Here is a 15,251-nt window from a genome sequence, read left to right as displayed (position 1 = left end):
TGAAATTATTTAAATACCTGAATATCAAGTGTTTAAAATAAATTTTATTTCTGGCACAGTTATCTCAATAGGGCAAATACAATTTAAATGTTTAATAAACGAAAAATTAAGAAACATGAAAAAAGTAACCGTTTTAGCAGCCGCAATCGCCCTTTTCGGATTTATATCTATAGATGCAAACGCCCAGACAGAAACTCAGACTCCTCCAACGGAGCAGACAACTACTGAAGAACAGACAACTACTGAGCAAGGAACAGCTGCTACAGCTCAGGAAAAAGAAAGAGTGAAAGTTACACAAGATCAACTTCCAGAGCCAGTAAAAGAAGTATTAGCACAGGAAGCCTTCCAGGAGTGGAAAGTTGACGAAGTATATAAAGTAGCCGGCGATGCTGAAGGTGAAAAAGACACTTACGAAGTGATTTGCACTAACAGCGCTCAGGAAAAAGGTATCGTTCGTATAGACGAAGCTGGTGCCGTTCTGAAAGACGAGCCGAAACAATAACCGCCCCAACCCTACTTAATTTTCAGCTTTTAGCCAAAGCCAACCAATAGCCAACCCAAACTAACAAGAAAACCTCCCACTGTGGAGGTTTTCTTGTTTTATAATATCCGTTTTTTTAATTTACCTCTGGTATAGCCGTACCACCCCCTTCTTGTTTCTGAGTAGAATTATTTAAATGAAATAGGCCTTCCAAAGCATTTTTGGGCCTACACGCCTTGTACTCCTTCAAGGGTGAAAATACTATTGCCGAAGAGAGCAGTTCTTTATTTGAATAGAAAAAGTTAGGCCAGACCGAAATTCGTACGTCCTTTCCTGCGGATATACGTATATTTCTGCTGATTTATGCCGAACATACTTTTAATCGACGACGACCCAACGTTTTGCCTGATGCTGCGGACTTTTCTGCAGAAGCAGCAATATAACGTTCAAACGGCTTATACAGCCGAAGAGGGGCTTCGGCTGCTCAAAGGCCAGCCCTTCGATCTGGTGCTCACCGACTTTAGGTTACCCGACCGCGACGGAATAGAGCTGCTGAGCCAGATACGAGTTTACTCTACCACTGTGCCCGTTATACTCATGACAACTTATGCCGATATACGAACGGCAGTGAGAGCCATTAAAATGGGTGCCTTTGAGTATATTACAAAGCCCATAAACCCAGACGAAACACTGCTCACCATAAAGAAGGCCCTGCAGAAAAAGGCTGAAGAGCCAGCAGGCAAAGCACGTGCAGGCGTATCGGGTAATTTTGCTTTTGTAAGCGGCCGCAGCCCCGAAGCAGCCAAAATAGAAGACTACATTGCCCTGATAGCGCCCACCAACATGTCGGTGATAATAGAGGGTGAGAGCGGAACCGGTAAAGAATTTGTAGCCCGAAAAATACACCTTAGCAGCAAACGCCACGACAAACCTTATGTAGCCATAGATTGTGGCGCACTGTCTAAAGACCTGGCAGCCAGCGAATTGTTTGGTTACGTAAAAGGAGCCTTTACGGGAGCCCTGAACAACAAAGAAGGCCAGTTTGAAGCTGCCAGTGGCGGCACCCTGTTTTTGGATGAGATCGGGAACCTGTCGTATGAGGTGCAGGTGCAATTGCTACGGGCACTGCAGGAGCGGAAGGTAAAGAAGATTGGCAGCACCACCGACACCGAGGTAGATGTACGCATAATAGCGGCTACAAACGAGGACCTGGTGCAGGCAGTTAGCCGTGGCGAATTCAGAGAAGACCTATACCACCGGCTGAACGAATTTAAAATAAACACCACCCCACTTCGTGAACGAACCCAGGATATTATGCAGTTTGCCGAACATTTTCTGCAACAGGCTAACCAGGAACTGGAGCGAAATGTTACTGGCTTTGATGCGGAAGCGACTATTGTACTGGAGAATTATGCGTGGCCGGGCAACCTGCGTGAGCTGCGCAATGTGGTAAGGCGCTCCGTATTACTGGCAACATCCAATCAGATAACCTTACAGCAACTGCCTCCTGAAATTGTAGAGCCGGCTCCTACGTTTGTAGCTGCTGCTCCTACATCTTTTACAGCAGAACCAGAGCCGCAACTGGCTACCGACCTTCGCAGCGCTACCGGCCAAAGCGAGAGGGAACTGATTCTGGCGATGCTGGAGCGGGTAAAATATAACAAGTCGAAAGCAGCCCGGCTTTTGAACATAGATCGTAAAACGCTCTACAATAAGCTGCGGCAGTATAACATAGAGGCGTAGCAGGAAAGATAGCTTAGCTGCATTAGAAGCTTGATCTTTTGCTGCCAGTCCGATCGAATTATTCAAATGAAAAAGGCCTTCCGAAAGTATTTTTTGCTTCCGGAAGGCCTTTTGAGTCAAGGGTATGTTGTGTCAGGCGTCTACTGAGTCGTACACAATTACCTTCTCCCACAGCTGCGAATAGTTTTCCACGAATTTCAAATGCACCGGGTGCTCCTGGTACACATCCTGCTCCTGCTGGTTATCGAAAAATAGAAGCCACGACACAGCATAGCCACGTTCAATAACAGAGCGGTTCGTGTTGGCAGGCACACCAATATGCGCCATTTTTATTTGCTTAATACCTTTCAGGGTGTTCAGGCCTTCGATTAGCTTGGCCTTATCTGCTGCGGAGTCTGGATTTTTAAGCCAGAAATAAACATGGTGTACAAACATATTTTTCTTTTTTTGTCTGGTTTTGTACAGAGAGGGCACAAGGCCAAAAACGCCGACGAGCGACAAAAATGCACTGCTTCCCAAAAATGATCTTCTTGACAGTTTATTCATATAGCGGATTTTGTTGTTAGCTAAACCAGGATTCTGCAGGCGCAGCAACTTTTTAACTTATGCGCATTAGCGGCATAAGTTAAGCAATTCTCCTGAAATACAAGTAGCTGCATGCTGGTTGTATTTCAGGAGTGGCAGAAATTACGGGCAGAACACCTGCTGCCTGATTAGCTGCATGGCGAGTAGTTAGTACCTATTCCTGTGGAACCGGTAGTTCCTGTTCCAGCGCCGCCAGTAGCAAAGGTACCTGGTCCTGCAGATGCTCCACGGCTTTCTGGCAATTAGCGGGTGCTGGCTTAGACTGGTGTAAGACTTGTTCCAGTTCCTGCAAGGCCCCTGTAACCGAGTGCGCGTGCAGGTGCTTAAAGGCAGTCTGCATTTTATGAGCTATATTACCCACCTGCTGCCAGTTCCCAGCCAAAGCCTCGGCTAGCAGCAATTGCAGATTCTGACGATTATCAGCGACAAGCACTTCCAGAATAGCAGCCATGGCGGCACTGTCGTCTCCGGCAAAAACTTTTATTTCGGTTAGGTCGAAGAGAGGCTGCGTTGTTGCTTCAGCAGTTGTTGTTGCTTCAGCAGTTAAGATACTGGCAGGTGCAGGTTCCTGTGCAACGGGTTCCGGCTCGTGTGCAGGATTCACTATCTGAAGCGCTTTACTCAGCTTCTGATGGAGTTCCTGCTCTGAATAGGGTTTCAGTAAGTAATCGGAAATGCCGGTTTTAGCAAAAAACTCCTTGTTGCGGCTCATAATGTTAGCCGTTAATGCCAGAATTGGGAGATCAGGATTCTTCTTACGGATTATCCTGGCGAGCGCTTTGCCGCTCATGCCCGGCAACTGAATATCGGTTAGTACCAGGTCGAAGGTGTATTGTTCCAGAAGTTTCAGTGCCTGTTTCGGGTCGTTGGCCAGGCGCCCCTGCATACCCCAACGCTTCAGCATAAGTTCGCAGAGGGTGCGGCTATAGGGGTCGTCGTCTACCACCAGCACTTGCTTTCCTTTCAGAACCGGCTGCGGTATATCGTTATCTTCTGTGGCATCAGCAGTATCTGGCACTTCAATGGTTTTCAGCTCCCTGAAAGGCAATACCACGGTAAACGTAGTACCTTTCCCTACCTCGCTGCGCAACGACAGAACACCGTTCTGCGCCTCTACCAGTTGCTTGCTGATAGAAAGGCCAAGACCGGTTCCGCCGTATTTCCTGATAATAGAGCCGTCGGCTTGGTTAAACTCTCCGAACACGTGTTCTGCCTGTTCCATGGGTATGCCAATGCCGGTATCAGACACCTCCAGCTGTACCGCCACCCGGTTTCGGCGGTGAGACTTGAGCTTGCACAGCACGGTTACCTGCCCCTCGTGTGTAAATTTAATGGCGTTGTCTACGAGGTTAAAGAGCACCTGCTTCAGGCGGAGCGAATCGCCGAGCAGCTGTTGCGGTAGCTTCTGGTCTGTCTGGCAACTAAAGGTAATTCCTTTTGTTTCGGCTTTCAGTTTAAAGGCCTGCTCCAGCTCCTGCAATACCTGTTGCGGAAAGAAAGGCACCACATCCAGTTGCAGCTTGCCAGCTTCGAGCTTCGAAAGATCCAGTACATCGTTTACAATATGCAGCAGGTGCTCGCCGGCACTGCTAATGGCCTGCAGGTGCTCCTGCTGCGTAGTTTGGAGCGGCGTGTGGCGCAGCTGCTCCGAAAAACCAAGCACCACATTCAGCGGCGTCCGGATTTCGTGGCTCATATTAGCTACAAAAGCCTCCTTGGCACGGGCAAGCTGAATGGCCTCTTTCTGAGCTCGAATGAGCTGGGCTTTGTAAGCATTGCTGCGGGTAATATCGCGCAGAATAATCAGAATAAAAGAAATACTGCTAATCAGGCCAAATATACCTACCAGCAGCAGCACCATGGAGTTTTTGTGTACCACCGCTTTGGCACTCTCTGCATTAAGGCTTGCCTGCTGCGTCTCACTTTTTTCGAGGTTGTAGAGCATCGTCCTGATGCGGTCCATAATCACTTTGTCTTGCTGCAGCATCGCCAGCTCTTTTGCCGTAAGCATGGCCTCCTGCTTGCTTACCTCCTGCTTAAGCGTTTGCAGAATGCTCTTGATTTCGGTTACCTGTGCCACCTGTTGCGATGAGGCAGCCGAACTGGTATCTACCGACACATCCATTTTAACCTGCAGCTGCGGCACCGAGATCGGCTTCAGGGGCACTTCCTCTTTAACTTCTTCCTCTTTATCGTCTTGTTTTTTAGAGAAAATCTTGCTGAACAGGCCACGCCGGCTACTGCTTTGGGCTGGCTTGGTTTCAACTACTTCTGGCTCTGGAGCTTTATCAGAAATGGTGGTGGTGGTGTGGCGTTTTATAATGGTGGTAGCAGGTTGTGCTTTGGCCCTGGAATTTATTTTCCGAAGTGCCTGGTCGGAGTAGCTCGCCTTCTGTTCCTGCTTCCGGAGGGCAACATAGCGTTGCATGCTCAGTTCCTTCTCCTGCAGGAGGGCCGCAATAGAGTCTAACTGGGCCAACTCAGCCGGGTTGTGGTTCATGAGCAGGCGCAGCGAGTCTACCTCATTGTCTATGCCTTCAAGCTCCTTAATGTAAGCCTTGAAATATTTTTCGTCGGTGGTGAGGGTGTAGGCCCTGATGGAGCTTTCGGCTGTGGCGATATCGGCGAGAATGTGCTGGAGTTTGGCCAGCTTGTAATTTGGTTTGGCCAGGTCATCTACTGAGCCGAGTAGCTGCGTAAAGCTGGCGTAAAACAGGTACACGGCCACTGCCACCACCGATATGGCCAGGCCAAACCCGATAATTACTTTTGCTTTTATACTGTCTCCGGATAATTGCATGAGGCTGTTTACGGATGTTGAACTAAAAGTAGAACGCGGCTTTTTAAATAAGATTCAATAATGGCAGTTTTTTGTGCGAAGGAGAAAATTAAATTTCTTAAGAAAAGTGGGTTTACGAGCCATTAGAGCAGCTTGTAAAGCTTTTCTGCGCTTGTGGCTTCTCTTCAAAATTGGGGAACTCAAACTATGGCTGCTGCTAACCTGCAAGCTGAACGTGGTTTTATATGCCCTTGTTACGTGCGATTTACGGCTTGCTTTATATTGGTACGCCTACTAAGTTCAGACACATAAAATCTGTTGCAAAGACCCTTGGCGAAATTTTTGGCAAAATCCTTTTGAAGGCTATTTCCATTAGAATAATTCATAATCTGGTTCTTGAATCGATTCCAACTCGTTTCATACTACTTACCTCCACGTACTTAGCCCAGGGCAACTGGTAAGATTTGGGCATGAAACCAGAATTTCGTTGTAACTTTGTACAAACAGCTGCAAACACTATGGCAGAAACGTACTATTCTGATTTCGGAACCATTTTACTATACCTGATCGGCGGGGCTATTTTTGTGGTGATCGGTTTGTTTACGGCCAAACTGCTGCGTCCGCACAACCCTAATCCGGAGAAACTGGCAACCTACGAGTCGGGGGAGGAGCCGGTCGGGAACTCCTGGATACAATTTAACCCACGTTTTTATGTGGTGGCGCTCATCTTTATTATTTTCGATGTGGAGCTGGCGTTTCTGTTTCCGTGGGCGGTGGTGTTTGGCCGTCGCGATTTAATGGCAGCTACAGATGGTTTGTGGGGCTGGTTTTCGTTAATAGAGATGTTCATTTTTATCGGGGTGCTGGTGTTGGGGCTGGCCTATGCCTGGGCCAAAGGCCATCTCGACTGGATTAAACCGAACCCCATAATTCCGAAAAGCCGCTCTAAAATACCAATGGAAATGTATCAGCGGTTTAACGATAAGCAGAGCCTGTAACCTTTTTTACCCAAAAGCCTTCGGAAGGCCATTTTCATTTGAATAATTGTTGAATGGCTGAATGGTTAAATTGCTTCATGGTTAAATGGTTAATTCATAAGTTTTGTAATGGGGCGAGTACTTGTGCTTATGATAAGTCGCCAACAGCAATTCTAAAGTATAAACTCGGTATCATTTCTAATTTTTAATTTAGCTCTACGCTAGACTAGCATCTAAAAATATGCCATGGAAGAGAAGACAGGAGAAGGCGGACTTGTAATTACAAAGTTAGATGACCTGCTGAACTGGGCGCGTTTAACGGCGCTCTGGCCGATGGGCTTTGGCCTTGCCTGCTGCGCCATCGAAATGATGGGTGCTTACAGCTCCGGTTACGATATAGACCGTTTTGGCGTAATACCCAGGGCCTCACCCCGGCAGTCGGATGTGATGATTGTGGCTGGCACTGTTACCTTTAAAATGGCAGACCGGGTGCGGCGGCTTTATGAGCAGATGCCGGAGCCGCGTTACGTTATTTCGATGGGTTCGTGCTCCAACTGCGGCGGCCCCTACTGGGAGCATGGCTACCATGTGGTAAAAGGCGTAGACCGCATTATACCTGTTGATGTGTATGTGCCAGGTTGCCCGCCCCGCCCCGAAGCGCTGATAGGAGGCTTTCTGAAGCTGCAGGAGATCATCAGAAAAGAAACTATACGCGCTCCACGTGCCGTACAGGCTTTAATGGCAAAACGCCAGCTAAGCAAGGAGCAGGAGGCGGCGCTACGCGTTTAATTCAAAATTAGAAATTCAAAATTCAAAATTAGAAATTAGTTTTTGGATACGGAGGGACTTCTAACCACTTGAAAAATCTAAAATCTAGTATCTAACATCTAGCGTCTCTTATGTTGTTCGAAGAAATCAGGAATTTGATTGTGGAGCTGTTTGGGCAGGAGGTTGTGGTGGCTGAGAAGCAGGATAACCTGCAGCCCTACCTGGTGCTGCAGACCGAGCGCCTGGCCGAGGTATGTCTGCAACTGCACGACAACGAGCAAACCTACTTCGACTTTCTCTCCTGCCTCACCGGCCTCGACAATGGCCCTGAAGCAGGTACCATGGAAGTTATCTATAACCTTTACTCCATTCCTTACGACCACCACCTGATGCTGAAGGTGCTCGTGCCACGCAACCAGCAGGAGGCAGAGCCGCTGCCGCAGGTGCCTACCGTAAGCCACATCTGGCGCACCGCCGACTGGCACGAGCGCGAGGTGTTCGATTTAGTAGGCATCAGCTTTACAGGGCACCCCGACATGCGCCGTATTCTTTGCGCCGCCGACTGGGAAGGCCACCCCCTCCGCAAAGATTACCAGCTGCAGGATTATTACCACGGCATAAAAGTGCCTTACGACGACCACAACGAAAATAACGGTTTCAAAAGCGAACCGCAATGGCTCACCACCACTCCTGCTCCTTTCTCCGACAAACGGGAGAAGCCGGAGTAGGCAAATATTGTTTATAATGGCTCCTACCCTTGGCCTTCCATAGCCTATTCAGCCTTTGGAAGGCTGTTTTGATTAGAATAATTGGTTTAGTGCGGCAGCCAACAAATACTTGTTTTTACTTGTACTACCTCCACTTTTTGTCATCTTGGAAAGATCTTGTGAGCAAAATCCGTTAGCAGAGGCTACTGGCGGTTTAGTCTAAGTTCGCATAGGTACTTTTTAACATACTTGCATAGGAAAGTTATTTCATAGCCTGATTTTTTTAGTTCTTTTTGTATCAAGAAAAAAAGAACCAAAAAATCAAGAAAATAGAAATCGAGGGCCCCATCCCGCACTCGCGGAACGCTCAGCCATTTTATTTCCAAACTGTTCACCTGGCAGATGTGTCCGCTTTGTGGTTTCCTGCCGCAATTAGTAGAAGGAGTAGCTACAGACAAATGGGGTTAGAATAATCACTGGCTTCTAACTGTTAAGTTGCTTAATGGCTACTTTGGAAAACAGAGATTCAATGGGTGAAGTTAAATGAACCATCAACTTACGTAAGACTCCGATCCTGTAACGGGTCTAGTACCTAACATCTAGCGTCTAACATCTTAAATGTTCTAATCCTGAATTAAGACAGGGAAAACTACATCCACGTCGGTTTCGCCAGTTTCGATAGTGCTGTTGCCGCGTTTCAGACCTGGCTGGTGTTTGAGTACGATGCGCAGGCTGCCTGCACTTGGTAAGGTAGTGGCCATAGTAGTTTCCAGGCCAATGGGTCGGTTATTGCGGTCGAGGTCAGTTTTGGTTATGGCAAGGCTGGCACCATCTACTACATAAAACACTTCATGGTCATGGCCTTCTGTTCTTACTTCTGCAGTTATATCTACAGGGGTATTGGGGCTACTTTCGTTTAGCAAGGTAAGAGTGCCGCGGTAGGTGGTGTTCGCTTTCAACACAAGGTTTTCAATAGAAGGAGCCTGTCCATCAGGTCCGTCCGGATCTTTCCAGGTGGCAGATGCATTCTGGCCTTTCCCCTCCGGTACCAGCAGCAAAACCACTGTTGTTATAATTTCTTTTTCATCCTCGGGTGTTGGCGCCGGGCTGCTTTTTTTGCATCCTGAAAGCAAAACTACTCCAGAAAGTATAAACAGGAATAAACGGCTGAGAAAGTAAGTCTGGTTCATATGGAATAGGTTGTGTAAATAAGTAACGCTTAATACAACTGATTAATACTATGTTTTATTAGCAATATAATAAAAAAAGTGCAAAAGAGAGCATTCTCGGTACAGTTGTAACAAAAAAGAGACGCTCTGGCAGAACGTCTCTTTTTTGTTGATTGTAGTGTAGCAAATGCTATTGCACAGTTGTATTGAAGGTAATGTCTACATCCGTTTCGCCTGTGTTTATATCGCTGTTGTTGCTTTTCAGGCCAGGCTGATGTTTCAGCACCACACGTACGGTACCGGTTCCGGCACCTGTTGTAATTACTCGTGTCTCTAAACCAATCGGGCGATTATTGTCATCTACATCTGTTTTTTCAAAAGAGACAAGGCCTTGTGGTGTAACAACATAAAACAGCTCATGTGCATCTCCTTCTTCTCTTATTTCGTCTGTCAGGTCGTGGCCATGGCTGTGGTCGCCGTGGTCTTCTTCGCTCTCGAAGCTAATAGAGCCGGTATAAATGGTATTTGCGCTGAGCACCAGGTCGTCTATGGTAGCAGGGGTGCCGCCTACGCCGTCCAGGTCTTCCCAGGTAGCAGTTACGGTGGGCTTGCTGGTGTCTGTTGGAACTAGTGTTAACGTAACAGTGGTGATAAGCTCGTGGTCATGGTCCGGCTCCGGCTCTTCGTCTTCTTTACAAGCGGTGGTTGCAAGCAGGCTGCCCATCAGTAAAAATGCGAGGTATGGTCTGAATAACTTTTTCATGGTTGTGGTTTTAGTTTTAAGTTTAAAATAGTTTTTAAAGCGGTGCTCACAGCGCGTTAGGTTAAGCCTTTTAGCACCAAAGGCTACAGCAGGAATTTAACACGAAAGAGCAGCATGCGGCCCATCTCATCGGAGAAATACCGGAGGCGGTTCTGGTAATCGCGGTAAGTGGTGTTGAGCAGGTTGTTGCCTACCAGCCCCAGCTCCACGGGCTGCTTGCCTAGTTGTATCGATGTCCCTATTTCGGCATGCAGCAGAAAGTAGGCATCAGGTGCGGGCAGTACAGGATCTGACTGCGCATCTGAACGGCTCTGCCGCGCTACGTACAAGCCTCCCAGTGCCAGGTAGCTGCTTGTTAGCTTAGAGGAACTTCCGTTGTCATCGAAGCTGTAACGCAGCGTATTGTCTGTTCGGTTTGGGGTTATAAATGGCAGGTAGTTTCCTGTTTCGCGGTTAATGGCATACACCAGCGATGTTTTATTGATTAGTGTTAAACGGCTGGTGAGGGCATAATCTGCCATAATATCGGCACCCCAGAAACGGGCATCGGCCTGCTGGTACTTGGCATATAGATAAGCGCCTTGTACGCCTAACGCATATTCCGGAGCAATTTGCAGGTAAATGTAATTGTTAATGGTATTGTGGTAGAGACTAAGCTCCCCGTTTAGCCGGGGGTTAGAATGGTAAGTGAAGGTTGCCATGGTATTCACAGCCGCTTCTGAGACCAGGTTTGGGTCGCCTACTTCGTAGGTGGCGGCGCTGTTGTGCAGCCCCCGGGCAAAAAGTTCGTAGGCATGCGGTGCCCGCGACGCATAGCCTACCTGCCCACTCAATGTTACATGGTAGCCTAACTCATACAGGGCGCCAAAGCTTCCGGATAAATTATGGAAGGTGTAAGACGGCTTCAGCAGCTCGCGGGTACCATCCCACCGCTGAATGTCGAGCGCTTTCTGGTCGTAGCGTAGCCCGGCCTCCAGTTGCAGCCTGTTCTTCTGCCACTTCTCTGCCAGAAAAGCACCAACGGTAAGTCCTTTGAAGAATGGTAAAAGCGCTCTGGTATTTGGAGCATAAGTATTATTCTGCCAGATGGTGGTGGCACCAATGGTTCCGGAGAGGTTACCTATGGGTTCATGCTCCCACACCAGCTCCGAGGTGTGCGTTTGCAGGTCGAGGTCCAGTTGCGGGGTGTCGCCGGTGTTGCGGTGCCTGTCGTACTCCTGTCGCCTGTTGTCCTGTAGCCCGTACGTAAACTGTAATTCCCCTAGGTCCCCTGTTTTGTAGTAACCTCTGGCCTTCAGCAGGTGGTGTGTTACGTCCTGGTAAGGCCGCGCGATGGTATAGGTAAAGCTGCCCGTCTCTTCGGGTTGCTCCCGGCCAATGGCATTGGCCAGGTCTGTCAGGTTGCCGATGTGCGCCGAAGATAAAAAGCCAAGTTTGCTATGGAAGTAGCTGTAGTACAGTTCTGCTCCGAAGCGCTCCTGCTGATAGCCGACAGTGGCTGCCAGGTTCTGCTCCTCAAAACCAGTGTTGTTCAGGTTATAGTCTGGGGCCTGGGCACTTCCGGCTTTTTTAAGAGAAGTATGCAGGCGCCAGCTTAGCGGCACCTGCCTTAGCCGCCCTTCTACCATACCGGCCACTGTACCCATGCGGGTGTTGGTGCTCCCGATCAGGTTCACCTCACCGGCTACGCCTGCCGAGTCGGGAAGCGGCTTGGGGTTTACCATCACAATACCTCCTATCGCGTCAGAACCATAGCGTACGCCGGCGGCTCCTTTTACTACCTTTAGCTCCTGGGCATTAAGCGGGTCTATTTCGGGGGCGTGTTCGTTTCCCCATTGCTGCGACTCGTGCCGCACACCATTGTTAAGGATCAGTACCCGGTTGCCAAACAAACCATGAATGACAGGCTTCGAAACCGTTGGGCCGGTTTGCACAGAGCTTACGCCAGTCAGCTTTTTGAGCGACTCGCCCAGCGATAGTCCTTTGGTCTCTTCCAGCTCTCTGCCGGTCAGGGTTTCTGTTTCCTGTGTATGCTTTATCATTCTGCCGCCTACTACTTCTACAGCGCCAAACGTTTTGGCATCTACGTGCAGGGTCATGTTCCGAACCACTGAAGACGTAAGCCTGAGCGAGGTGCTGATAACCTCATAGCCAATATAAGTAGTGGTAACCGTATAGGAGCCACGGCAGAGGTGGTGAAAATGGTAGTTGCCGTACTCATCTGTAATAACGGCTTTTTGCAGTTCAGTTATAAGCACGGTGGCGCCAATCAGCGGCTCGCGCGAATCGTGATCTATAACTTTACCAGAAAAGGTAAGGCCACAGTCCTGCTCCACCAGGTCCGCTTCCGGATCCAGGTACATATCCTGCGCCAGGCCGGCGTGCGCCAAAAAGAGCGACAACACCAGCAACAGCAGGTTCTTACCAATAACAGGTAGTTTAAACACGTAAGCTAATTTATAGTAAACAGGTGGCAACAGCCGGAACCTCTCCTTCTGAATAGGAAGAGAAACAGGTTGCGCATAACAATTTGAAAAGGGGCAGCAACATAGGCACCAGAAGGTCTGGAGCTACAGCCCGGAAAAATTAGAAGGAAAAGAAGGAGAAGTTACTCCGCCTAAACAAGAGGCGGGCCACGCAGGTAAGCATGAGAAACGGCACAGCGCTGCCAGTTAGCTGCTTGCGAACCGGGCTGTGTACTGGCATGTATAAGTGGCAAAAACTCAACAGCCACAACGCCGGGCTGAAACGGAGCCCCAAACAAATCCTCTATATCGCAGTGTGTGTGCTTTTTATCTACCTGAGCTTTATGAGCGTCGCAGGGCACTTCGTGTGAGGTGTGCTCATGGGTGTGCAGGCTCAGCAACAGTCCGTCGGGTAGCAATACCCGCACGAAGAGCAGCAGTAGAAAAAGGGCGATATAGGATTTGACTTGTTGCACTTATCTGGTTAAACCATGCAAATATAATATAAATTCACCATTGTTGCATTTACGAACAAGTGTTAAAAACGGCTGTTCGTGCTCTAGTACCTCTGTTATAAGCTATAAATGTGCCATTCTGGAGGTTTTAGCATGAAGAATGAGTCAGAAAAAAAATCATTTATCCTAAATTCTGACAAGCTGTCACGAAGCAGGAGCAAATGCAGCTCTGGAACAGGATTTGAAACGCGATAACTGAAAGCAAGTTTAAGCAACAGCATTTATTTTATATACTAAAGGTAAAAACATGGAAGAAAGAGGTAATATTTCGATTCACACCGAAAACATTTTTCCGATCATCAAGAAGTTCCTGTACTCCGATCATGAGATCTTTTTACGCGAACTGGTAAGTAACGCCGTAGATGCCACCCAAAAACTAAAGCGCCTGGGCGGTATTGGTGAGTTTACAGGAGAGCAAGGCGACCTGAAAGTGGTAGTAAGCGTAGATAAAGAGGCAAAAACCATTACTATTACCGACCGTGGCATCGGCATGACAGCCGAGGAAATAAAGAAATACATTAACCAGATTGCTTTTTCTGGCGCCACCGAGTTTGTGGAGCGCTACAAAGACCAGGGCGGTGAGAAAAACCAGATTATCGGTCAGTTCGGTCTGGGCTTCTACTCTGCCTTTATGGTAGCCAACGAAGTAGAGATTATCTCGAAATCGTTCCGCGACGGAACAGAGCCAGCCCGCTGGGTATGCGATGGCAGCACAGAGTTCGCTATTACAGAAGCCACCAAGGAAGATCGTGGTACTACCATTATTCTGCACATTGCCGAAGATTCGGAAGAGTTCCTGGAGACAGAGCGCGTTCGGACGGTGCTGAACAAATATTGCAAGTTCCTGCCGGTAGAGGTGGAGTTCGAAGGGCAGGTTATTAACAACCCGAACCCGATCTGGACAAAGCAGCCATCTGAACTGACAGACGAAGATTACAAAAACTTCTACAAAGAGCTTTACCCGTTTTCAGAAGCCCCGCTTTTCTGGATTCACCTGAACGTAGATTATCCTTTCAACCTGACAGGTATCCTGTACTTCCCTAAAATTAAAAATGAGTTTGAGCTGCAGCGCAACAAAATTCAGCTGTACTCGCGCCAGGTGTTTATTACCGATGAAGTGAAGGACGTGGTGCCGGAGTTCCTGATGCTGCTGCACGGTGTTATCGACTCGCCTGATATTCCGCTGAACGTGAGCCGCAGCTTCCTGCAGGCCGACGCTAACGTGAAGAAGATCAATACCTACATCACGAAAAAGGTAGCCGACAAGCTCAACGACATCTTTAAGAAAGACCGCGAGACGTTTGAGAAGAACTGGGCCGACATAAACGTATTTATTAAGTATGGCATGCTCTCCGACGACAAGTTCTATGAGAAAGCCAAAGACTTTGTGCTCCTGCAGAACACCGAAGGCAAGAACCACACCTTTGAAGAATACAAAGCCCTGACACAGGCCAACCAGACCGACAAAACAGAGCAACTGGTATTGCTGTACACAACCGATGCCGATAAGCAGCACGCTTACGTAGAAGCAGCCCTAAACCGCGGCTACGATGTGCTGAAGCTGGATACGGTAATTGACAGCCACTTTATAGGCCTGCTGGAGCAGAAGCTGGAGAAGACTACCCTTAAGCGCGTAGACTCTGAAACAATAGACAAACTGATTCAGAAAGACGATACCAAGGAGAGTGTGCTCAACGATACCGAGAAAGAGGAAATCAAGAAAGTATACGAGCAGGCCATTAACAACCAGCACATGCAGGTAGAAGTAGCCGCCATGTCGCCAGACGATGCGCCAGTGGTAATTACTATGCCTGAGTTTATGCGCCGCATGAAAGACATGAGCCGTGCCGGTGGTGGCGGTATGATGTTTATGGGCGACATGCCAGACACTTACAACGTAACAGTAAATGCAAACCATAGCCTGCACCAGCGCCTTCTGAAGGCCAAAGAAGAGAACAAAGAGCGCATTGCCCGCCAGGCGTTTGATCTGGCGCTGCTTTCGCAGAACATGCTCTCCGGCTCCGCCCTCACTGCTTTTGTGAAGCGCAGTGTAGAGCTGATAGACAAAGAGTAGTAGAATTTTTCTGACGTGCTTAAAGCAAAAGAGGCAGCGCCAAAAGGTGCTGCCTCTTTTGCTTTACCCGGCTAAGTACATTCAGCTAAGTTATGTTGAGTGGAAGAGTCAATTATTTACTGATGTTACGCACTCAGTATATTAAATAAAATTTGTCATTAGTGTCCAACTATAACTAAAACATATTCAGCTGGTTAGAATTATCATCACCTGGTTTTTGTAATT

General features: G+C 48.2%; 12 protein-coding genes. 6 read left to right on the top strand and 6 right to left on the bottom strand.

Annotated features, from left to right (window positions below; all coding sequences use genetic code 11):
* The first annotated feature begins 115 nt into the window (after nucleotides 1-115).
* Together FVR03_RS02405 and FVR03_RS02400 are read left to right on the top strand one after the other, a co-directional pair.
* The gene (locus FVR03_RS02405) at nucleotides 116-502 is read left to right on the top strand and encodes a hypothetical protein (RefSeq protein ID WP_147920170.1); all 387 of its coding nucleotides are present in this window, start codon (nucleotides 116-118) and stop codon (nucleotides 500-502) included.
* Nucleotides 503-844: 342 nt separating this feature from the next.
* A complete protein-coding gene (locus FVR03_RS02400; protein WP_147920169.1) occupies nucleotides 845-2,224 on the top strand; it encodes a sigma-54-dependent transcriptional regulator in 1,380 nt (459 codons plus the stop codon).
* 132 nt (nucleotides 2,225-2,356) lie between these two features.
* Here FVR03_RS02400 and FVR03_RS02395 read toward each other — a convergent pair whose 3' ends face one another.
* Both FVR03_RS02395 and FVR03_RS02390 read right to left on the bottom strand, forming a co-directional pair.
* Nucleotides 2,357-2,659 (bottom strand): Dabb family protein, encoded by a 303-nt coding sequence (locus FVR03_RS02395; protein WP_255474029.1) that lies wholly within the window; start codon nucleotides 2,657-2,659, stop codon nucleotides 2,357-2,359.
* 304 nt (nucleotides 2,660-2,963) lie between these two features.
* Nucleotides 2,964-5,609, bottom strand: coding sequence for an ATP-binding protein (locus FVR03_RS02390; protein ID WP_147920167.1), 2,646 nt, complete (start codon nucleotides 5,607-5,609; stop codon nucleotides 2,964-2,966).
* 497 nt (nucleotides 5,610-6,106) lie between these two features.
* Here FVR03_RS02390 and FVR03_RS02385 point away from each other — a divergent pair, with 497 nt between their 5' ends.
* The 3 genes from FVR03_RS02385 to FVR03_RS02375 all read left to right on the top strand — a co-directional run bounded on the left by FVR03_RS02385 (nucleotide 6,107) and on the right by FVR03_RS02375 (nucleotide 8,061).
* Nucleotides 6,107-6,586: an NADH-quinone oxidoreductase subunit A gene (locus tag FVR03_RS02385; protein ID WP_147920166.1), complete on the top strand. Its 480-nt coding sequence runs from the start codon at nucleotides 6,107-6,109 to the stop codon at nucleotides 6,584-6,586.
* 225 nt (nucleotides 6,587-6,811) lie between these two features.
* A complete protein-coding gene (gene nuoB / locus FVR03_RS02380; protein ID WP_147920165.1) occupies nucleotides 6,812-7,354 on the top strand; it encodes an NADH-quinone oxidoreductase subunit NuoB in 543 nt (180 codons plus the stop codon).
* A gap of 110 nt (nucleotides 7,355-7,464) precedes the next feature.
* Nucleotides 7,465-8,061: an NADH-quinone oxidoreductase subunit C gene (locus FVR03_RS02375; RefSeq protein WP_147920164.1), complete on the top strand. Its 597-nt coding sequence runs from the start codon at nucleotides 7,465-7,467 to the stop codon at nucleotides 8,059-8,061.
* Nucleotides 8,062-8,663: 602 nt separating this feature from the next.
* Here FVR03_RS02375 and FVR03_RS02370 read toward each other — a convergent pair.
* The 4 genes from FVR03_RS02370 to FVR03_RS02355 form a co-directional block, all read right to left on the bottom strand.
* Nucleotides 8,664-9,230, bottom strand: coding sequence for a hypothetical protein (locus FVR03_RS02370; protein ID WP_147920163.1), 567 nt, complete (start codon nucleotides 9,228-9,230; stop codon nucleotides 8,664-8,666).
* A gap of 169 nt (nucleotides 9,231-9,399) precedes the next feature.
* Entirely contained in the window at nucleotides 9,400-9,972 is a 573-nt protein-coding gene (locus FVR03_RS02365) for a hypothetical protein (RefSeq protein WP_147920162.1), read from the bottom strand.
* Nucleotides 9,973-10,055: 83 nt separating this feature from the next.
* Nucleotides 10,056-12,419, bottom strand: a complete 2,364-nt coding sequence (locus tag FVR03_RS02360) for a TonB-dependent receptor (RefSeq protein ID WP_147920161.1) — start codon at nucleotides 12,417-12,419, stop codon at nucleotides 10,056-10,058.
* A gap of 170 nt (nucleotides 12,420-12,589) precedes the next feature.
* Nucleotides 12,590-12,913, bottom strand: coding sequence for a hypothetical protein (locus FVR03_RS02355; RefSeq protein ID WP_147920160.1), 324 nt, complete (start codon nucleotides 12,911-12,913; stop codon nucleotides 12,590-12,592).
* 286 nt (nucleotides 12,914-13,199) lie between these two features.
* On the opposite strand from FVR03_RS02355, the gene htpG reads away from it, so the two are divergent.
* Nucleotides 13,200-15,026 (top strand): molecular chaperone HtpG, encoded by a 1,827-nt coding sequence (gene htpG / locus FVR03_RS02350; RefSeq protein ID WP_147920159.1) that lies wholly within the window; start codon nucleotides 13,200-13,202, stop codon nucleotides 15,024-15,026.
* Nucleotides 15,027-15,251: the final 225 nt, after the last annotated feature.

This window comes from Pontibacter qinzhouensis, from assembly GCF_008017455.1.
In the GTDB taxonomy this organism is placed as follows: domain Bacteria; phylum Bacteroidota; class Bacteroidia; order Cytophagales; family Hymenobacteraceae; genus Pontibacter; species Pontibacter qinzhouensis.
Note: the sequence above shows the minus strand (reverse complement) of the source record. Positions and strands in the feature narration are given on the sequence as shown.